The organism is Tatumella sp. JGM91 (assembly GCF_018257575.1).
Taxonomy (GTDB): domain Bacteria; phylum Pseudomonadota; class Gammaproteobacteria; order Enterobacterales; family Enterobacteriaceae; genus Tatumella; species Tatumella punctata.
Map to the genome: position 1 here is coordinate 32793 of NZ_JAERJP010000011.1, position 20729 is coordinate 53521.

Annotated in this window: 10 protein-coding genes and 6 pseudogenes; 9 read left to right on the forward strand and 7 right to left on the reverse strand. The window is 47.5% G+C overall.

Annotated elements, in window-relative coordinates; translation table 11 throughout:
• Positions 1 to 241 precede the first annotated feature (241 nt).
• Entirely contained in the window at positions 242 to 1492 is a 1251-nt protein-coding gene (gene icd / locus JK198_RS08895) for an NADP-dependent isocitrate dehydrogenase (RefSeq protein WP_212708762.1), read from the forward strand.
• Positions 1493 to 1802: 310 nt separating this feature from the next.
• Positions 1803 to 1942: pseudogene (locus tag JK198_RS08900) on the forward strand (transposase); the annotation flags it as partial.
• 53 nt (positions 1943 to 1995) lie between these two features.
• Here the strand turns inward: JK198_RS08900 and tssD are convergent.
• From tssD to JK198_RS08915, 3 genes and pseudogenes are all read right to left on the reverse strand, one after another.
• Positions 1996 to 2491: pseudogene (gene tssD, locus JK198_RS08905) on the reverse strand (type VI secretion system tube protein TssD).
• 239 nt (positions 2492 to 2730) lie between these two features.
• On the reverse strand, positions 2731 to 3423 hold the full coding sequence (locus JK198_RS08910; protein ID WP_212710628.1) for a hypothetical protein: 693 nt from the start codon (positions 3421 to 3423) through the stop codon (positions 2731 to 2733).
• A 149-nt stretch (positions 3424 to 3572) separates the two neighbouring features.
• Positions 3573 to 3920, reverse strand: a pseudogene (locus JK198_RS08915) (SAM-dependent DNA methyltransferase); the annotation flags it as partial.
• A 134-nt stretch (positions 3921 to 4054) separates the two neighbouring features.
• Here JK198_RS08915 and JK198_RS16815 point away from each other — a divergent pair.
• From JK198_RS16815 to tnpA, 7 genes and pseudogenes are all read left to right on the forward strand, one after another.
• Positions 4055 to 4293: pseudogene (locus tag JK198_RS16815) on the forward strand (IS3 family transposase); the annotation flags it as partial.
• Positions 4294 to 4720: 427 nt separating this feature from the next.
• Positions 4721 to 5719 (forward strand): hypothetical protein, encoded by a 999-nt coding sequence (locus tag JK198_RS08920; protein ID WP_212710629.1) that lies wholly within the window; start codon positions 4721 to 4723, stop codon positions 5717 to 5719.
• Between the two features lie 128 nt (positions 5720 to 5847).
• Positions 5848 to 7248, forward strand: coding sequence for a hypothetical protein (locus tag JK198_RS08925; protein WP_212710630.1), 1401 nt, complete (start codon positions 5848 to 5850; stop codon positions 7246 to 7248).
• Complete coding sequence (locus JK198_RS08930; protein ID WP_212710631.1) at positions 7241 to 8014, forward strand: chromosome partition protein MukE; 774 nt, start codon at positions 7241 to 7243, stop codon at positions 8012 to 8014. Before JK198_RS08925 ends, JK198_RS08930 begins: the two co-directional genes overlap by 8 nt.
• Complete coding sequence (gene mukB, locus JK198_RS08935; protein ID WP_212710632.1) at positions 8011 to 12594, forward strand: chromosome partition protein MukB; 4584 nt, start codon at positions 8011 to 8013, stop codon at positions 12592 to 12594. Before JK198_RS08930 ends, mukB begins: the two co-directional genes overlap by 4 nt.
• Positions 12594 to 13589 (forward strand): Wadjet anti-phage system protein JetD domain-containing protein, encoded by a 996-nt coding sequence (locus JK198_RS08940; RefSeq protein ID WP_212710633.1) that lies wholly within the window; start codon positions 12594 to 12596, stop codon positions 13587 to 13589. The genes mukB and JK198_RS08940 overlap by 1 nt, the downstream gene beginning before the upstream one ends.
• Before the next feature lie 105 nt (positions 13590 to 13694).
• A pseudogene (gene tnpA, locus JK198_RS08945) lies at positions 13695 to 14000 on the forward strand (IS200/IS605 family transposase); the annotation flags it as partial.
• A 124-nt stretch (positions 14001 to 14124) separates the two neighbouring features.
• Here tnpA and JK198_RS08950 read toward each other — a convergent pair.
• The 4 genes and pseudogenes from JK198_RS08950 to JK198_RS08965 form a co-directional block, all read right to left on the reverse strand.
• Complete coding sequence (locus JK198_RS08950; RefSeq protein WP_349290191.1) at positions 14125 to 14775, reverse strand: hypothetical protein; 651 nt, start codon at positions 14773 to 14775, stop codon at positions 14125 to 14127.
• Between the two features lie 97 nt (positions 14776 to 14872).
• The gene (locus JK198_RS08955; protein WP_249213287.1) at positions 14873 to 16753 is read right to left on the reverse strand and encodes a lipase family protein; all 1881 of its coding nucleotides are present in this window, start codon (positions 16751 to 16753) and stop codon (positions 14873 to 14875) included.
• Positions 16754 to 17051: 298 nt separating this feature from the next.
• Positions 17052 to 17636 (reverse strand): recombinase family protein, encoded by a 585-nt coding sequence (locus tag JK198_RS08960; protein ID WP_212710635.1) that lies wholly within the window; start codon positions 17634 to 17636, stop codon positions 17052 to 17054.
• 117 nt (positions 17637 to 17753) lie between these two features.
• Positions 17754 to 20710 (reverse strand): annotated as a pseudogene (locus JK198_RS08965) (Tn3 family transposase).
• Between the last annotated feature and the right edge of the window lie 19 nt (positions 20711 to 20729).

A 20729-nucleotide genomic window follows, 5' to 3' on the forward strand; every position in this document is an offset into this window, starting at 1 on the left:
TAACTGACTATTTTACGTGCAGTTATTACCCGATGCCAACAAACTGAAGCTGTGCCACAAATCTTATCCTGTAAAAATAAAATGCTTATCACCGGCAATATTTTGCGGTAATACTCTTAGTCACAGTTTTGCCAGCGCCGGCTATTCGGGTTCATTTTTTTATGCTATTGCCCGGCGATTCGGGTAGTATTGCGCGGCATCTTACAAATCATTAACATAAAATCGCTCGAAGGAGAGGTTGATGGAAAGCAAAGTTGTTGTTCCGACAGAAGGTCAGAAAATTACTGTTAGTCAGGGAAAACTCGTTGTACCAGATAACCCGGTGATCCCTTATATCGAGGGGGATGGGATTGGTGTTGATGTCTCTCCTGTGATGCTGAAAGTGGTCGATGCTGCGGTTAACAAGGCCTACCATGGCAAACGTAAAATTTCCTGGATGGAGATTTATACGGGTGAAAAATCAACTGAACTCTACGGCCCGGATGTCTGGCTGCCGCAGGAAACTCTTGACCTGATCAAAGAATACCGTGTTGCTATTAAAGGCCCATTAACCACCCCGGTTGGCGGCGGCATCCGTTCTCTGAACGTTGCCCTGCGTCAGCAGCTCGATTTATACATCTGCCTGCGTCCTGTCCGCTACTATACCGGTACTCCGAGCCCGCTGAAACGCCCGGAAGATACAGACATGGTCATCTTCCGTGAGAACTCCGAAGATATTTATGCCGGTATCGAATGGAAAGCCGGCAGTGCGGAAGCCGATAAAGTGATTAAATTCCTGCGGGATGAAATGGGTGTTAAAAAAATCCGTTTCCCTGAACACTGTGGTATCGGCGTAAAACCGTGTTCGGAAGAAGGAACCAAACGTCTGGTGCGTGCGGCAGTGGAATATACTATCGCTAACGATCGCGATAGTCTGACACTGGTCCACAAAGGCAACATTATGAAATTTACCGAAGGCGCTTTCAAAGACTGGGGTTACCAGTTAGTGAAAGACGAATTCGGCGGGGAACTGCTGGACGGTGGTCCATGGATGAAGTTCAAAAACCCAAAAAATGGTAAAGACATTATTGTTAAAGATGTCATTGCCGATGCTTTCCTGCAGCAAATCCTGCTGCGTCCGGCAGAATACGACGTTATTGCCTGTATGAACCTGAACGGGGACTACATTTCTGATGCCCTGGCAGCCCAGGTGGGTGGTATTGGTATCGCCCCTGGCGCCAACATCGGTGACGAATGTGCACTGTTTGAAGCGACCCACGGCACCGCACCAAAATATGCCGGTCAGGACAAAGTGAACCCGGGTTCCGTTATCCTGTCCGCCGAAATGATGCTGCGTCATATGGGCTGGACCGAAGCAGCTGATTTAATCATTAAAGGTATGGAAGGCGCTATCGCCGCTAAAACCGTCACCTACGATTTCGAACGTCTGATGGACGGCGCTAAACTGCTGAAATCTTCAGAGTTTGGTGATGCGATTATCAGCCATATGTAATCACGGATAACCGCGGATACATTATAACGGGTTCTGAAAAGAACCCGTTTTTTTATGCCCGAAAACCTTTCCCCAAAAACCCTCGGCATGTGGTCTGTATTTCATCAACATTTTTTACTTTTTGACCCCAAAATACTGTCATTTTGGGTGGGGGAGTTTGCCTAAGGATTCAGTGAGTAACTCTCTGGTAATCCCCCCGTAAAACCGGTGTATTTATAAACAGAATTTTCTACTCACCTGAATTCAGGGGGATTTCTATGATCCGAAAGGCGGCTAAGCTCACCGGTCACGCTTTACAGACAGCCAGATCATGCCATTGTTAAGCAGGCTGAAGAGGGTACCCCGGTTCCGGAACTGTGCCGGGAACATGGCATCAGCAGTGCCAGTTTTTATAACTGGTGTTCGAAGTTTGGCGGGATGGATGCTGCCCTCATGTCCCGTCTGAAAGAGCCGGAAGCTCTACTTTACACCGGTACTGAACAAAGGGAAGAGATCAATTGTCATCAGGCACAGCAACGATCGTTCCATGAATCACGATAGATAATATTACCCTCCGTATACTTCCAGGCTATCGTCTCATAACGCAATTGTCTCATAACGCAATTCAAGTATTTCAAGATGAGTGCTGCTCGTGCCATTAGGGGCAAGATAAGGGGAAATAGTCGTGATTTTGACGTTGTCCAGAATGATATTGAAATATTCCGACTCAATGCCCGATTCAAGTATTCGGTACATCCTGATTATGGCTTTTTTCAGCGTGCGACCTTCACATACGGCGCGATACAGAGCAGGTGTCGTCTGGTCAAATTCTTTCACTATCGTGATCGGGCTATGAACGCGCGTTCCGGTAAGCTTTCCCCGGATGGGATCTACTGGAATGGTTACACCATGCGAAAATGATTTTAACTCAATTGAGCCCGGACGCAGTGGCATTAGACAACTGCCAACAATCGGCGATCCGTTTTCATCTTCAAGCCATAAATGAGCGGGAGCAGACATATAATTTCCTTATCAGTGATGATTTAAATAGCTGCGATATTCGCGCTGTCACCATTTACAGTAACGTGTAAAAATAACAATCATAACTATGGCGAATACGCCTATAGGCCAGACAGGGCTGTCAGGAAAAAAATATCCCTGAAGCAGTGCGAAAATAATCGTGAGGATCACAGGCCCGTACAGTGATGATAAAAACCTGAGTTGCCACAGTAGGAATTTCTTTAGTGATTGAATCATGGTTATCTGACCATCCGGGTGATGATGTTTGCTATACCGGAATCAGACGACCATTGTGCTTCAAGTGCGCCCGCGCGCTCGAAGACTGGTTCAATCAGGAAATACATCATTTCCAGTTGTTGCATGTAAAGTGCAGAGTAATAGGCTGGGTACTGGACGAGCAGACGGCGGGCACTATCCGCCGCTTTCTGAACCAAGCCATATGTAGCCACTATTCCTGCAGCCGTACCTGCTGTTCGTCCCGTAAGGGCACTGAGTTGCATACTTAGATTCAGTCCAATACGGACGCTGGTAGCGACCGCTAAAGCGTACCCTGCACCTGTAAGGGTGCTGGCAGCTATATGGACATTCACGGCCATAAGCGCTTTTTTAATATGTTCTAATTGTTCACTGGTTTTGTATTTAAATATTTTTTCAAAGTAGATCCGAAGCATTTCATAGACAACGTCACCATGCTGGATAATACGAATAACAGCATTCCTGAAGCGCAGGTCTTCCGTCTTTTGCTGCTGGCAAACATCGTTATATTCATCGGTAAAACAGGACGTGTAATACAGCAGGCGGGTCGCCCCCTTCCCTAATGTATCAACCTGGTTTCTGATCTGTTCGCCGACAGCAGAAACAGCATGATCGAGCTTCAGTGCAAGAATCTTGCTGGCCTGTAGGTAACTGATGACTTCATTGTTGTTGTACATAACCGCTCCTTGCTAATTTTCATTAAATCCATTTGTTCGCTTTTTGTCCGATGGAAGGAGTTTATAACTATACAGACTGAGGCATATTGTCAACGCTACGATGATACAGAATATAAAAAACGCTCCCGGGCGGGAGCGCTATGGTGTAATTATGCGACCTTGTTTCGCAGTGAATACAGACGAAGCGACCAGTTACCGGGATAGTGGCCCGGCGTCAGCAGTCCCCACCGCTGTTCGTCACTCAATACGTTGCCAATGACGCTCTCTCCGGCCACGCCGCAGAGCGACAGCTGGATATAGGCCATGTCAGCGGCCAGTGGATCAATATCCGTCGCGGAAAACCACAGATAGCGGTGTGAGGCGTAATCTGCCTGATTAAGAACGTCGGCAAAAGCCAGTACCATGCAACCGGCACCACAGGCAGGCTCGCTGAGAGTGAGGAAAGGTTTTTCATCAAACATTGCCCTCACATCTCCCGGCTACAGTTGCGCCATCATTCTGTCCACATCCGGTAATCCCCCCCGAAAAACCGGGGTGTTTATAAACAAAATTTTTTACTCACCTGAATTCAGGGGGATGTCTATGACCCGAAGGGCAGCGAAGCTCACCGGTTACGTTTACAGACAGCGAGATCATTGCCATTGTTAAGCAGGCTGAAGAGGGTACCCCGGTTCCGGAACTGTGCCGGGATGGATGCTGCTCTCATGTCCCGTCAGAAAGAGCCGGAAAACGCCGCCTGAAAAAGAGGTATGCCGAAGAACGGCTGAAATCTGAAATCATTCAGGAAGCCATGGCAAAAAAGTGGTAAGGCCATCGCATCGAAAGCAGATGGCACAAGAAGCGGTCCGGCTTCGGCAAATCAGTATTCGTTTTGTCTGCCATTATCGATCTAACCTGCCCGCGGATTTGACCAGCAATTTTTTCCCGCTGCGGAGGAAAAATTGAAAATGCACCGGGAAGATTTTTTTACTCTAACTTATTGAATTATAATCACATAATAATTTTCAGAGCTGTATAGAAAGCAAAAATCCCGCTTAATTTCCCTTAAGCGGGATTCTTTAATATGGCTTCTCTGACTGGGATCGCCTTTGCCAGTAACTGGCTAATAAGTAGCTAAATCAGAATGACTTTTCTGTCAAGACCACCAGAATGATCACCGATTTTTTCTGGTTTTCCCTTCTGCATGTAAGTTGAGTACTATAGTTTGTACACCATCTCATCTATACTTTCCTTCAAACCAGATAAGCTGTGCGGTAGATAAGCCAAGGATTGCTATATAACATCAGGAGCAAGATAAATGTTAGAAGGCCAACTAATTTTCTGCTCGGACTCCATATTACGCTTTCGCTCTGATTATGATGAAACAACAGCACTTCCGTTGCTATCAATCCAAAAAACTATTTCTGATACCGATCTCTTTTTTCTTCTCAGGTTTTTCCGTCATACAGTGATGATTGAAGAAGGAACAACGCTGGCGAATATTTTTTTTGCCATTGAGCCTTGGAAGGAACTGATAACCGCTTATTTAGATCGGGACGTTGGGGCCTATATTGACGAAGTAAGAAAACCATCCAAACCCACTACATGGGATCTTGAGTGGATTGGCATTGATCGCCAAATCTCTGTCTACCGAGCATACCAGAGTCAGGATATGGGAGACGGTGAGGATTTTACAACCTGGCTCAATCGTGAGCGGACCCCAATTGACGAATTTGATATAGAAAGTAGCTGCGATGCTTCCGGTTTTATCAAAGGTGATAAAGAACGTTGGAGCCTTAGTGAAAATGTTCACGAAATTAAAAATCTGCCAGTGATCCTCTACAATAAGCAAACGCTGATGACCTTGCAGAAGGATGAGTTACTAAGGGAAAGTGCCTCTGGGGTAAATAGTACCGATCGTAGTCGTTTTTTTTATGGGGATACCTCTTTTTCCTTCTATGAAGTGATGGAAGCGATTTTTATTAGCGGTTTGTTCTTCCATTCTCCTCTAGCGGCTGAAGGTAGTTATAAAGAGTTAAAAAATAATCTTTCTGGACCGGAAAACGAGGTATCGAAGGGGACTGAACCTAATCTCGCTGACAGTGGAGAAGATAAACAGCTAAAAATAGAAGTTGCCGATGGAGCCTTTGATTCCCTGATTACCCATATGGACTCTGAAACTGAGAACTGGCAGCTTATCAAGAAACAATGTCAAAAAGATGGCTTTTTGCCAGTCAGGATTGGGGTTATTACACCGGCAAAGCCGCCGGAGTTGTGCTTGTGTGGAGTGATTTGTCGGGATAGTAGTGGAGTTTAAGTTATTATCGATTTCTATAATGATCTTGAGGCGGAGGTTGAATTTATGTCACTGTTCTCAGCGAGAAAAAAGGTAATCTGATATAATAGCGTAGATACTGAACGAGAAAAGCCGAGGTGAGCTTTATCATGGACAATGTCGCACCTACACCGCAGCAGTTTACTAGCCCACTAAGCTGCATACTGTTAAAAATCAGTAAATACCAGCCGAATTTGCACCTTACCCCTAATGAGTTTAGCTATCTGGCAGCGATGGCTATGTGGGGTATGGAGGAGTCAGGTGTCGAATCGAATAATGAGCATCACTTTGTACAATCCGGCTACGATGAAACGACATGTCACAGCATCATCCGTTATATTGATGAAAGAATAAATGAAGATCCTAATACCACCGATGTTCGGGTTAATAACTTTCTGAAACGAGCGCTGGAACAGGGATTGTTGTCACTGGCCGGGATGTCTGTAGCAGATGTGGGTGGAACATATCGCCTGACTCAGTTGGCATATGATTTGTTAAAACCTTTCCAACAATCTGATGAATTAGAGGATAAAGAAACATTAAGTCAACGTTATCTGAGAATTGATCAGGAACTGTCCAGTTTAAATGCTGCCAGCGACGGAGAAAAAATTACTGATAGTGAATGGTTGGTAAAGGTAGACATTTTTTTACCGAGCCTGAAGGATCTCCTGACGGGGGTTTTTAAAAATCAGGAATTCCTTATTTCTAAATTTCATTCAATGCGCTCCGAGATACAAACTGAAATTGGTATTTCTCTGGAAACGGAAATTCAGCAACTTCTGGAAATAATACGCACGCTGGCTGGTCAGATCAACGATTTAAGAATGTTGGTAATGAACCGTGCCGATTCAGTATTAATACAGCTGGAAATTTTGCAAAATACAGTCGTACAAAAAGGCGGGGCTCAGCGATTAAAAAATACATTATCCTCTTTGTTTGGTTCACTAATGGATGTTCGGGAATTCGCTAATCATTCCTTAAGGGATTTATCCGGATTCTTTAGCAGCGTACTGGATCGTATACGCATCCGTATTGCGTTAGATCCTAATGCTAATCTGGGATATTTAATCGATCGTACTATTGAGTTATTTGGCCGGTCATCATGGTCGTTAGCATTACCTTCGACCGTTAAGCTAATGCAATTACGTGAATGGGACACACCGCCACCTCCGGCGGATAATGCGTTGTTCCTTGATGATAATGATGATGAAGAATTGGTACGGGAGATGCCTGCGTTTCAGTTAGAGAGTTTCGCAAGGGAGTTTGTTGAAAAGGCATTACGTGATAATAAACCGGTGAGTAACGTCTCTGTTATCAGAAATATTTTAAGTAAATTCCCATTTAATGAAACAGATCGCTTTCGCTTGGCACAGTGCACAATAAAAGAACTGATGACACAGAGTGATAATATTCAGGATGATATCTCCCCGGAATGGGTTTTAATGGATGAGTCAGCAAATTACGAAATCGAAGAGCAATGGCTAACTTCACAAGGTGATCTCAATGACTGAGCTTAAAGCTACACAGGGTGATCAATTTAATACATTTCTGGATGTAATGAAATCACCTCTGTTCCCAGTTGCAGATTATAAATTACGCAGAGGGGTTAATATATTACCTGTAGATTATATGCTGTATTCATTTGTTCATCAGGCATTTAATCCGCTTTGCGAATATTACGACTGTTTGTCTTTATCTTTATGCTTTTCCAATGAATCTGTTTATTACTTATTGCCCCGGCGCCGTGGAAAAATACCCTTAGAGCGATTTAATGAGTTACAGATGGTCACGGGCCTGACTATGGTTGCAATGGAACTCGAAAAACAACTTAGCCAAAAAGAGTGGTTCACCACGAACCAACTACTTGAGCGAATGAGTAATCAGTTATCCGAAACCAGAATGCTGGAGTTATTTCGCCGTCGTCCTGGCCAACAGACCCAATACGATTTGTCTAAAATCCAGGATGAAATCAGAAAGTCGCTTATAGTATTCGATCGCTATGCTTTCATTCAACTCTCTAAGGATCGGCAATCCTTCCAGACAACACCCGCGATCTATCGTTTTATTGAACCGTTGCGAGGATTACAGCACGAGTCAGAAATTCCACAACGCCTGGAAGAACTGATCGAGGAAGGTTATCTGGTCAATATTGATGAGGCAGCGCGGGATAGTGTAGATGAAGATTTGGCAGAGAGAGATCGTTTCTCTGCCGAAGAAGAAATGAATACCACGGGCGATTTATTTGCTTCCGGGACTCATGAAGGGGGCCCATTGTGAACCACTATCCTCTGATACGTAGCCTTAGTATTGTCAACATTAATGGCATTATGGCCCGAACGTTAAATCTGGTGAATCCTCACGCACTGAGTACATCGCGACAGTATGGCGGTACCATTTCATTGTTGGGCAATAATGGTGCGGGAAAAACGTCTTTGTTGGGCGCGTTTATGCTCAGCCAAATCCCTGATATTCGCTATATTAGTTTAGGGACTAAGGATGATTTCAAAGTTTCAACATCAATAAAAGACAGCGAAATGTTTCCACGCTTAGGGCAGCCCAGTATTGTTGCTCTGGAGATTGAGGCCCGCGGGACAGGCCACCGGCATCTGTACGTCGTCAGGGCTGAAAAAAAGACAGGAACAACATTAGAAACCCAGCTATTTTGTTTGAAACTTCCCGATAGCGTTAACCCTCTGGATTGTTTACTTGATCGTAAAGAACAAGTGGCTCACCCGGTCACCACCGATCAGCTACGCGATAAAGCAGCACTATTAGGATGCGCTATTCAGACATTTAAAGACCCAAATGCCTACATGCTGGCACTGTTTCAGCATGGCATTTTACCCCGAGCCTGTCAGTCACCTGATGATAAATACCGTCTGGCCCAGATCCTTCATTCGGCAATGGCCGGGCGTCTGGATAAATCGATAGAAAAACATCTCAGCGCCTATTTAATGGCCCATACTCGCGGGAATATACATTCCGTTGTGAATATGGTGCATGAGTCGATGATTAAAGTCAGGCTCACGCAGCAAGATCTGCAAAATTATCAAAAGGATTATCAGTTTTTTAATTCATTACTGACGCTGAGTTTATCATTTTCAGCCAATACGTGGTCAGTTATTGAGAAAACACTGGCGATGAATGATGAAGAGCGTACGACTATTCAGAGAGAAAAATATCGGATTGAACGTGAGCTGGAAAAAATTGAAGAAACCCTGAGTACCCTAAGGCGCAAGGAAGACGCCATAAAATCGGAACAATCAATAGCGCAACAGCAGATGAGTGATATTGAGCCACGGCGGTTATGTGCTCGTGATGGCAGGATTTACTTTGATCATGAGCAAAAAGCAATTGGTGAACTGAATAAACTTGAACCGCAGTTAGAGAGTGCGAAAGAAGCAAGCAAACTCCAGCAAGGTATTGTTGATGAGCTGGAAAGAAAAAAAAGTGAGAACGAAGAGAGCCAGCTACGCACAGCCAAACAGTTATCTAATGTTGTGTCGCGTTATAGCATTGCCCAGAAAATGGCATTGCAATATAACCACGCCAAACAGCTCTATGATGAGATTAACCAATGGAATATGGTTTTTACACTGTCTGGATTAAGCGCATTCATTGAACAACTCGTGAAGCAGGAAAAAGAGGCGGAAAAGACCCTCAACCATGTGGAGCGCCAATTACGATCTCATCAGGATATCCTGGATGCTTATACTTTTTCCGCAAACAGCGCGCGAAAATTGGGGGATGATATTTCTCCTCCAGACGCCCAGAACTGGTTTAGAGAAAAAGGTGCTCAACTGGAAAAATGGCATATCGAAGATGCTCAATTAGGGGGGCGACAACAGCATCAAAAGGTACTACAGAGCGCTCATCAAAAACAGCGACACCTTCAGCAGCGGCTTCGTGATGCTGGCATTATATCCTTGCCATTGAACGATGAAGATTTTGTGCAGCAACTGACGATGCAACAAGAGCAAGAATTGTACTTAAGTGAACAAAAGGAACAATTAGCACAACGTCAGATCGAAGTGAAAGAACAAATTAATCAGCTTGACATCGATATTGCACGCTATGAGCAACAGAGTCAGCAGTGGCATCAATATCAGCCATCGGTTAGTTATTTACGCACTATTTATCCTGATGATGATTTGACGCCACAACGCTGCGAACAACTTATTCTTGATCATGCGTTACACGTTAAATCACTTCGGCAGATAGTCGGTGGCTACGAAACTGAAATCAAACAATGCCGTGGACGTCGTGACAAACTGAGCGGAAGAGAAGCCGGGAGTCTTGAATATTTACGGACTCTTGCCGCTGACGTATCAGGAATATCGGTGGCTGAATTGTACGCAGATATTGAAGTACAGGATGCCGGGTATTTCGAGGCGGCATTAGGACCGTTAATGTTCGCCATACTTGTCAATGGCGATGTCGATGATGCCGTCAGACAATTACTTACACAATACGATGAGCAATGGCCGCTTCCCGATATTTTGTTGATCAGTGTAACCCAGCCTATAGACGTTTTACGCAACGGGTCGTTCGAGTCGGAATCATTTTTTAAAGATATCACCGACGAATATAACACAGCGGAGAGTATCCTCCCGCCCTGGTGTGTTATAGATGAACCGCGATACCGCCGTATCAGCCAGATACGCTCAGAGCCCGTATTAGGTGATAAAGCCCGTGAGGCGCTTATCCTTCAATTGGACCAACAGATTCAACGGGCAGAAAAAAAGATCGAGACGCTGGAACGTGAGATTGAAGACGCTGAACGTAACAACGAACATCTTAAGGCCGTTAGCGCGGCCCCCTCATTTATTTGGAATGATGAACCGCCACTGGAAGATACTCGCCGGCAGCGAAGCCATCGTCATACCGCTCTGACAGATATTGAAGAAAAACACAGAAGCGTGTCCGGTCAGTGGAAAAAAAGCCGGAGTCTCTTACTGGCGCTACAGGAATGTGAACCAGACAGAAAAATACTGTTTCGCGATTTTCCTCAGGAGTTGGCCGGGATTGCTGATCAGATAAAACGGGCTGAAGCTGCCGGGCGTGATATTAAACGCTATCAGCCGTTAATTAATCAGATAGAAAAAGAGTACCCATTACTACGGGAAGAATACCCGGAGAATATCGCGCAAGTACGCCAGCAGGTTGAGCAGAGCGAGAAAACCTGGCAAACCTCTGCAATGCGCGCTCGACGGGTGAAAGCGTTAGACAGTGTGCGTGCTCACCTTAATCCGGAATATGTTAATGCTCAGAAAATACTGGAAGATGGAGCACAAGCGCAAATCGTCTTATCAGACGATCAAAAACGACTGGAACAGGACGGCGAACGGATTAAACAAGAACTTACAAATGCAAAAAGTGAGTTAGCTGAAAAAGATAAATTTTATTCAGATATGGTATCTGCGATCACTCACTACCGCCAGAATCGTGATGATGCTAAAAATGATCTGGATAATTTACCATTTCCCTACACACTTGGTCTGGAAACAAACCTTGCCTCACAGCTAACACATTTACAGAGCCAACTTGAAAAACTGAATAACAATTTAAGAGAGTGCAATACAAAAACGGCTGAGATGCATCAGCAACGCTCAAAAGAAGAATTAAACCTGACAAATCAAAATAACAAACTCACTGCCCTGGCTGAAAAAATTGAACAGATAACTCAGCAGCGCAACGGAATTATAAGCGCATTAAAAGCTGATGGTTCTTATGCTGAGCTGGAAACTGAAATGCGCGAGATGCTGATAAATGGCAAAGTACTCTCACCAGGAGAGCCCTTGCTGGTCGATCAACCACGACTGACTCAACTGACCCGGCTAACTATTGAATATTCTATTTCTTCAGCCGACCCCTTCATGCAGCAATTGACGCTCTGCGGTCAGGAGACATCTGACATTGCTGAAGTCTGTGTCACGCTTTATAGCCGCGCAGTGGCGCTGTTTCGCCGACGAGCTCGTCAGGATATCCAGCGCACCACGCAACCCCGGGAAATGCTGCTGGCATTGTCTCAGGCAGCGAAAGATGCACAGCGGATGCTTGCTGAAACCGAAGCTGCATTCCAGATGCGCAGAGATGAGCTGGCCGACGCGCTATCGCGCCGGATCAACGATGAAAAAAGGGCGATAAGCCGGTTAAGTGCTGAACTTACCGGGATTGGTTTTGGGCAGGTTGCCAGTGTGCGTCTGGAAGCCAGGACGGTTAAACATTTTCAGGATACTCTGGACGCGCTGAAATCAGGCGGTTATGGCATGGACGATCTCTTTTCCACGGCAGGAACCGTTACCGAAGCGCTGGCAGGTCTGTATAAAAAAATCAATCAACATGAAATTGAGGGTTCACATTTGCTGGATCACCGTAACTACCTGGATGTAAAAACACTAATCCAGCGTCGTGGTGCAGAGCAATTTGAACTACTGAACGCTTCCAGCCTGTCAACCGGGGAACGAATCGGCTCCGGGCTGGCAGTGCTGATTGCTGTGCTCAGGCACTGGGGACGCAGCTCTCATGGCAATAAAGAGCCTTTCACTTTGCCACTGGTGATGGACGAGGTTTCCCGTCTGGATGCCGCCTCTCAGGCGACAGTCCACGAACTGGCGGTAAGAACTGGGTGCCAGATGTTGGTTGCGGCCCCGGAAACGTTAGGTAAAATTACCGGAACTGGCTACCAGTTGGTGCGCATAGTCAGGACAGAGAACACGGGGGCCAGCGGGCAAAGTGTTACGCGCCATCAGGTGAAAATTACCGGTGTCCGCGACGCCCAGCAGCTGCCATTTGACGTTGATAGCTATCTGGCTACAGCAGAGAATGCTGAAAGTGACGAGGTGAAAGTAATTTAATGCATCAGGAACTGTTTCAGTTAGGTTTCCCGGTCAGTGAACTTGGCGATATTCTTCAGCAACTGAAAGAACGGAAAATGATGTCCGAAAATGCTAAGGAAAAGTCGCTGCGAAATTATCTGGCTGAACTGGGTATTATTATCCCTTCCACGCGCAACCGCTGGCGGCTGGTGGAAAGTGAACGCCTGGAAATTCTGCTCGCGCAGGTGCAGCAACAGATTCAGCAACAGATCGTTGGCAGGAAAGAGCATCGTCCGGCTATCCCCCGGCGCCTGCAAAGGATCCATCATAAATCAGCGTCGGCATGGCGAGGTAATAGTAAGGCAGGTCTGAGCCAGCCCTTAGTCAAAGGGCAGACCGTTACCTATGATGATGTCCTGCGACTTCGTAGTCAGGGGACGGAACTGCGGCTAACGTTTACCTGTAATAACGGGGAAAACGTTTTATTTGCAGATGATGAGAGTCGATGGCGTTCGGAGTGTTGTTTTCCAGAACGAATGCTACTTGATTTACTCTCTTTGGACATGACATCGGCGCAACTGATCATGACCGTTGAGAATTTAGGCGCGTATGTTGATATGCCGCTTGTTGATGGTTTAATACTGATTTTGGCTCCCGGTATGAATTATCAACCTGCCTGCCGATGGATTTCTCAATACGGACAGGATATCCCCTGGGTACATTTTCCCGATCTTGATCCGAATGGTCTGACGATTGCCCGACAACTATCCCACTCATTAGCCCGCCCCTGCCGGATCTGGTTACCGGACTATTGGCCGTCAGCACACCAGATTAATGACATGATAGGGGCCAGAAAATATGCCTGGGAGACCGCTCCGGATTGCCCTCAACTCAGGCAATTAAGGCAGGAACAGCGCTGGATAGAACAAGAGGTGCTGGTGGTGGACTATCGTTTTAATGCAGCGATGCAGAGGTTAGTCCGAAACTCTGATGATGAAATAGTTCTCATTACATCAACGGAAACCTCAAATTAACAGGATGCGTGGCAAATAAATTTAACTTGTGATTTTTATAAGGAAGAATTTGATGATTGATATATTCCCTGGTAAGCCCCCCCAACTATGCTGACACTGAGGGATATCCTTGAAGCGGAATGTTGTGCAGATCACATCCATATGCTTCTTGAGATCCCGCCAAAAATGAGCGTATCGGGCTTCATGGGGTATCTGAAGGGTAAAAGCAGTCTGATGCTTTATGAGCAGTTCGGCGATTTGAAATTTAAATACCGAAACAGAGAGTTTTGGTGCCGTGGGTATTATGTTGACACGGTAGGAAAAAATACGACAAAGATAAAGGAATACATAAGGCATCAACTGTCTCAGGACAAGCTGGGAGAACAATTGTCGATGCCGTATCCGGGTAGCCCGTTTACGGGCAGTAAGTAACGGTTCATGATGCAAATGTCAGATCGTATGCGCCTGTTAGGGCGCTGCTGGTAACAGAGCCTTATAGGCGCATCTGAAAAACCTCCGGCTATGCCGGAGGATTTTTATTCAGTACATATATCTCCTATTTCATTGACAGTAACCTGTCATAATCCGGGGCGATGCGAGGAATTTCTGAACGACTACCATCGGGGTACATTGCCATCCAATTACCAGGTTTATCAGGTGGTTCCAACGTCACAACTTTATCAAGGTGAACTATCGGTTCAATGAGGATATTTTGAGTATCATGAAGTCGGAAACGTCTACGCCAATTTTCAAGTCTGGTATCCCCTCCGAAAAACTTCAGGCTAATATCGTTATCAGAAAAATGGGTCTCCATCGGGAAAAAATCCGTCTTTAAATCAAGGTCTCCACTGGCCTCTTTCGCCCTTCCTGTTCCGTATCCGTCACTGAGCCCGTAATCATCAAAATCAAAGATATAGCTGGTTTCAATAACCTTTTTCCCCTTCACCAGAGGGTTGCTGTCAGAAATCTTAAAGCTGACACGCAGAGAATTAAGCTGCCACTGGCATGGACCGCCGCCGTCAATGGCGATATTCTGCTGCCAGAGATCGCCGCTACCCTGCGGGCTGAACGCCTGCTTAAAACCGTTAAACCCCCGAATTTCATAGGCTTCATTACTCGAATTATAGTCTTTGCTCTTACACCGTTCCGAACGGTAAAGCATCTGCATCGGCAGCAGCGTAATCCCCTCAGGTACCCTGACGGCCACCGTCACCCGCCGCGCATTATCCGGCGGTAACAGCGTTTGATCCGTATGCCCATCGCACCCTGATAACAACACGACAGCAGGCAAAAATACGGCGATTTTAGATAGAGAATTCAACTTCTTCCTCCGTTACCGCCGTAAAGCGGATCAGAGCATTCTTCCCCGTTTCCTCTGTCTGTGTCCGGTGCAGCGTAACCGGCAGCATATTCTGAAGGGCAATGAACTGCCGGTTACGCTCAACCTCATCCGGATTGCTGTAGGGTTCGCTTTTCTCAACTTCCTCCCGGAATTTTTCCCGCATCGCTTTCCTGCTCATCTCCCGCGCCGGATCGGCCAGCTCCAGCACCTGATTATGGATATAGGACAGGTAGCGGTGCGCCATCGAATGGCTGCGCGGATCGGTGCCGAGGCCGTCCAGCGTGGGGTTGGTGTTCTTGGGAAAGGTCTTTGCCAGACTGGCCGGGCTCAGGCACTGGATAAACGCCGCCTGATGCTCGCCGGTTGCTTTCAGACACTCATCGTTCAGGGAGGGCACCAGAAAGAGCTTAACGGCCACAAAATGCCGGGTATATACCTCACCATCAACCAGACTCTTCCTGTTCGGGCTGGTGAGCTTCATCGAACACTGCTGCGCCCGGAAAAAGACGACGGTGTTGCCGTGATGCCAGTACGGGTCTTTTTTCAGCCGTATCCCCGTTTTTAACTCCATGTCTTTCTGCCAGAGAGAGACCGGCAGACCGGCAACCGACGTTGCCAGCCAGTTAAAGCCCAGCTTGTCGCCCAGCGGCCCCAGCGTCTGATAGAACAGATTGTCCATATCGGTTTCCAGCGGCACCTGTGGCACGGTGTCGTTATCATTGACGTGGCGGTAGTGAGTGATGCTGTCCAGAAACGGCATTGCCGCGCGGGTAAATGTGCGCGGCATCCCGTAGGTGTACAGTACCGGATGGTTATCTTTCATTTCGGCGGCATACAGCAGTGCCAGGGAACCCCCCAGACTGTGACCGCAAACAAATAAAGATTTCTGATTTTTTATCACAGCTTTTATTGAATCAAATTCGTCCTTAAATTTCCGTTTAGCCAGCTCATAGGCTTCCAGAAAACCGCCGTGAATATTACCCGCACCGGCAAGCTCGGGCAGGCACTTCTTCGGCCCGAATGAGGCATCCGTCAGGGCATTCAGAAGGCTGTCCGTTCCGCACCACGCAACCAGCACATGAGTACCGCACTCGGCCGTAAAAAAGCGGCTATCACCCTCCGATGGCTCACTGTCCTTTGTATTCAGATATACAGGTGCCAGATAACGATCGCGGAACGGCACGTCCACCGACAGCGTGTGAAAATAAGACGGAAACTCGACAAACTGCGGGATGCAGGACAGGTCCAGACATTTCTGCCGGAAGAAGTAATCGACTGTTTTATTCTCTTTTTCGGCTGAATAGGCAAGGTCGGCCATGATGCCGAGGTTAAGCCCGTTGGCGAGGTCATACTCTTTCGTATCGTGCAGATCCAGCACCCACGCCCGGAACGGGCAGATCTCGATAACGTGCCGCTTCTCCAGAGCCTCCCGCACTATCTCGGTGCCTTTCAGAGAGCGTCCGGGTGGAAAATGAAACTTCGGCGGATCCGGCTCAGTCCAGCCCTCGATCTCCGGCAGCCGGTCGCAAAGCTCCCCGATGGTCACATAGTGATGGATGTACCCGGCTGCCTCGGCCTTTTCCTGCACGTCTGAACGCCATTTGGGATCGCGGGTTTCCGGCCGGAACATATTGTTGCTCACCGGCTGGCTGTTCGGGTTGCGCCGCAGGCCCAGCGGGCGCTTTTTCATCTCGTCGGCCAGTGTCTGGGCGTCGGTCTTCACGTCAACAGCTATCCAGTACAGGTCGTCGAAGCGAACCAGTCCCTGGCTGTCGGTCACCCCGGCGGGCGGATTAGGCGGCGGCGTGGGGTTGTAGTCGTGGTTACCATATTTTTTCCACATAGCGACCTCCTTTGCAGAGGCCAGCGGGTGGTATTCCAGCTGCACATTCAGCCCGGTAACCGGATTGTTGTTCTCATCCACGAATTGAAGCTCAAGCCAGTATTTATGCGGCTCACCGCGACAGTAAACAACCTTACTTTTGGGCCTGATGCTGGTAATACAGGTGTTGTCGCCAATAATTTCCATGCTGATTCCCTGCACATTTTTATCTATAAATAACATTCCATCGTAACCAGGCGATATTTTATCGTCATTGTTCCGGGACAAAGAAACGACTGATTCTGTCAGACATGGTGGTTTACGCTGCTGGAATAGCCGCCTTTACCCTGAGAATAGTCTGTCGGGTCGTTCCAAATTCACGGGCCACTGCACTCACAGACATTCCCGTACTGAGCCGTTCCAGTACCGATTTTTTCTGTTCATCATTCAGGGCAGAGGGGCGTCCAAAGCGTTTCCCTGATGCTCTGGCCCGGGCGATACCCGAGTGTGTGCGCTCAAGCAGCAGATCGCGCTCAAATTCCGCTACGGCAGAAATCACCTGCATGGTCATTTTTCCGGCCGGGCTGGTGAGATCCACGCCACCCAGTGCCAGGCAGTGAACCCGAATATCTGACGCAGCCAGCTGTTCCACTGTTTTTCTGACATCCATAGCATTTCGTCCAAGACGATCCAGTTTGGTGACAATCAGCACGTCACCATTTTCCATTCTGTCGAGCAGACGGGTAAATCCCGGCCGCTCACTGGCAGCAACGGAGCCACTGATGTGCTCCTCAATAAGCCTTTGGGATTTGACGGCAAAACCGGCAGCTTCTATTTCCCTGCGCTGGTTTTCCGTGTTCTGCTCCAGTGTGGAAACGCGGCAGTAAGCAAAAACGCGTGACATAATGAAATTTCCGTCCGAAAAGGATGTACGGATTATAATGTGTGTCCGAAATAAATTTCACTTACTTTCGGACAGTATTGAGATCCAGTGTACGAAACCGAACGGTTCTGGACACTATCAGGCTGCCAGCGCCAGCCGTTGATCCATGTTCAGTTCGATACGACCATATGGATTAACATGGTGGTATATCAATGGCGTCAGACCACGCCAGTCTTCTTCTGTCATTCGATGCTGCCAGACTGGCTCAGCGAGCACATTCTGAATCAACAAGGTATTGATATAGACCAGGCTGATTTGCAATAGGTGCAAAGAGAGCATCGACAGTTCCTGATCCGCAGGCCGGTTGCTGGTAAATTCTCCGTGTTCACCATAAAAAATAAAATTATTGGCGCTGTTCCAGTTTTCCACGACGTTGAGACCCGCATTAATTTCGCAACGCAGCGACTCATTCTGCAAATAACGGCAGAGGAAGATAGTCTTAATCGCTTTGCCCAGCTCCGCGAGTGCCTTATAGGTTGGATGCTGAATGTTATTGCGGGTGAATCGTCGTAATATGGCCTCGGGTTCGGCTGTTCCGGTTTTAAGTGCCGCTGTATATTTAATTATCTCGTCATACTGTTGTGCAATAAGCTCCCAGTCGATCCCCCGGGTTAAAACCGGCGTCAGATGCGGGTACAACAAGGCATCTTCCTTTTCACACACATACAGTTTCTGTCGGGCGATCGCTTTCAGGCGCGGCAATAAATCGAACCCCAGCACATCACTGAACGCAAAGGCCACCTCACTTTGCCCGTGGCTGTCCACATACTGGTGGTTTATTTCCATATCGGTACAGTGACGCAGAACTCCTTCCATCATCGCGGCCACCTCCGATGAGGAACAGCGGCGCAATTGTGAATAAATACACGTGGAGTGCGTATCGACATGCCAGTAAATCATCACACCGCGCCCGCCATAGCGGGCATGCCATTCTGTCATCAGATTCTGATCATACGCACCAAACTTTCGGGAGTCCGCAGCACAGGATGTCGTCGCATTTCCCCAGATAGCGGGCTGACGAATACGGAAAATACCGTTCACAATATGTGAAATCGCTGAGCGTAAAGCATCTTTCTGAATAAACCGCCGTTTAACGTAGCGCAATTCATCATAGTTAACGCGGGGTTGCTGGCTGGCGATACGCTTCAGGCCTACATTGGTACCGAGGCCAAACAGACATAATAACAGGCGGCGTTGTAATACCTCAGGCTCAAGAACTTCCCGACTGGCAGATGTGCGAAATAACGACGAGAAATGTTCCCGTAAATCCACCTCCTTGAGTATGTATATCAACTCCAGATCGGCCCAACGCTGGCCAATCTCCTGCTTCAGCGCAGCGGTGTTGGGTAGCTCAGTTTGTTTATCCAGCGGCGTCAGGTGGATACGATTTTTCCCCTGTTCCCTGATGCGAAGTTTGGGATTATCTGGCAAGCCATTATTCAGGGTACCGAGCCACTGGCGCATCCTGCCTTTGATCTGATTAATAAAGGTTGTCGCATCAGTAGGTGCCTGCAACAGGGAATAATAATATGCGCGGTTAGTGGCAAAATCGGCAGGGAGATCTTCTGCCGGATCACGATAGCGATCAGCGCCTGTGACCCAGATTTCTTTGTTGCGCAGGCTTTTGCGTAAAGCCCGTAAAACACAAATTTCATAGTTGATACGATTAATGCGTTCTTCACCGGACTGGCTCTGTACGATGACAACATCCCGCCATTTTTTCTGAATAATACCGTCAACAGGCACATCACCCACCGCATAGAAATGCTGATTGCTGGTTCTGTTTTCCTTAATAATCTGGATAGCATCAATAACGGGCCGATACAGGGCGTTGCCGGACTGAAACTCAAGCCGATCCAGTACCGGCATCAACATCCGGCGATAGTGGCTACCGTAAGAAGAACGCATGGATTCCTGTACTTCCTGCTCAGTATTTACCCCCAGCGTTTTGAATTCATCGACCAGATTTTGCAGCATTTTCTGTGAGACAACGGGATAGACAACCTCCTTTATGACGCCGTCCGGCTGGTCAACAGTGGCCTCGGCCATGCGGAACAGCAAACGCGCCTTGCCCCTGACTTTTTTAAACGCCGCAAACTGCTTTTTATCGACCTTTTTTTCAGCCCGGGTGCCAAGGTTATGGATTAGCACCATCAACATCTCAATCAACGCATCGGTCAGCTGCTGGCGGCGACGCCAGCAAAACATAGCCACCATACTGTAACGGATCGCTGAAGGGTGGCGACGAAGCTCCCTGATCGATTCACTGGCACACCGTTGTTGAAACTGCACGATGAATTTAGGGGATATGCCCTGAAAAATATTCGGCTGTAGCGCAACACCATCAAGGCATTTTAGCTGGGCGATGACGGAAAGGACATTCTCCAGGCTGGGCTTTCCCGGGTCAGCTTTGAGGCCGCTGAATGTGACTTCGTTTACCCGGGCAGTGCCCGGTTCTTCGGCTGACAGTAGATGATTGATGGCAACCTTGCTGTCGAGTGAAAGTCGGGTAAATATGGTGTTTTGTTGCGTTGTTTCGAACTGGTGTACGGCTGAACGAATAATCCGCTCCAGGTGCTCGGCAGCCGGACGTTCAATCAGCTGTTCCTGACACCAGTCAGTAACAAGTTCGCTGCCGTGTACAGCCTGCGGATTTAACGGGAGAATAAACTCGGTTAACCAGGTGCTAAGTCGTGCAATGTCAGCTTTATTGGGGAGTCTGACACCCAGATAGCGACGAATATGTTGTCGGTGTCGCTGAGCCTGCCGTCCATGAAACGGATAGTTTTCAAGGGATACAGCAGCGCATCCGATCTGCTCAGCACAGCAATAGCATGTACGATACCTGAAGGGAAATCGTTTATTGATTCAGGGTAATGGCCCTGTACCTGTCGGAATTTTAGTTGAATGGCAAATCCCAAACGCCCCGTATCGGTCATTCCCGGTAACAGCGAAAGCTCGTCAGCAAGCAAACGCCACTCATCCCTGTCATCAAAAGTCTGATCCTGTGACATCATCCCAACTCCCTGAATCATCAATGAGGCAACCATTTCA

What these genes read in the sequence shown, in the direction of transcription:
- JK198_RS08925 (WP_212710630.1), top strand. Translation starts at nt 5,848, where the DNA reads ATGGACAATGTCGCACCTACACCGCAGCAGTTTACTAGCCCACTAAGC.
- JK198_RS08920 (WP_212710629.1), top strand. Translation starts at nt 4,721, where the DNA reads ATGTTAGAAGGCCAACTAATTTTCTGCTCGGACTCCATATTACGCTTT.
- JK198_RS08960 (WP_212710635.1), bottom strand. Translation starts at nt 17,636, where the DNA reads ATGTCACGCGTTTTTGCTTACTGCCGCGTTTCCACACTGGAGCAGAAC.
- JK198_RS08955 (WP_249213287.1), bottom strand. Translation starts at nt 16,753, where the DNA reads ATGTGGAAAAAATATGGTAACCACGACTACAACCCCACGCCGCCGCCT.
- JK198_RS08910 (WP_212710628.1), bottom strand. Translation starts at nt 3,423, where the DNA reads ATGTACAACAACAATGAAGTCATCAGTTACCTACAGGCCAGCAAGATT.
- JK198_RS08940 (WP_212710633.1), top strand. Translation starts at nt 12,594, where the DNA reads ATGCATCAGGAACTGTTTCAGTTAGGTTTCCCGGTCAGTGAACTTGGC.
- icd (WP_212708762.1), top strand. Translation starts at nt 242, where the DNA reads ATGGAAAGCAAAGTTGTTGTTCCGACAGAAGGTCAGAAAATTACTGTT.
- JK198_RS08930 (WP_212710631.1), top strand. Translation starts at nt 7,241, where the DNA reads ATGACTGAGCTTAAAGCTACACAGGGTGATCAATTTAATACATTTCTG.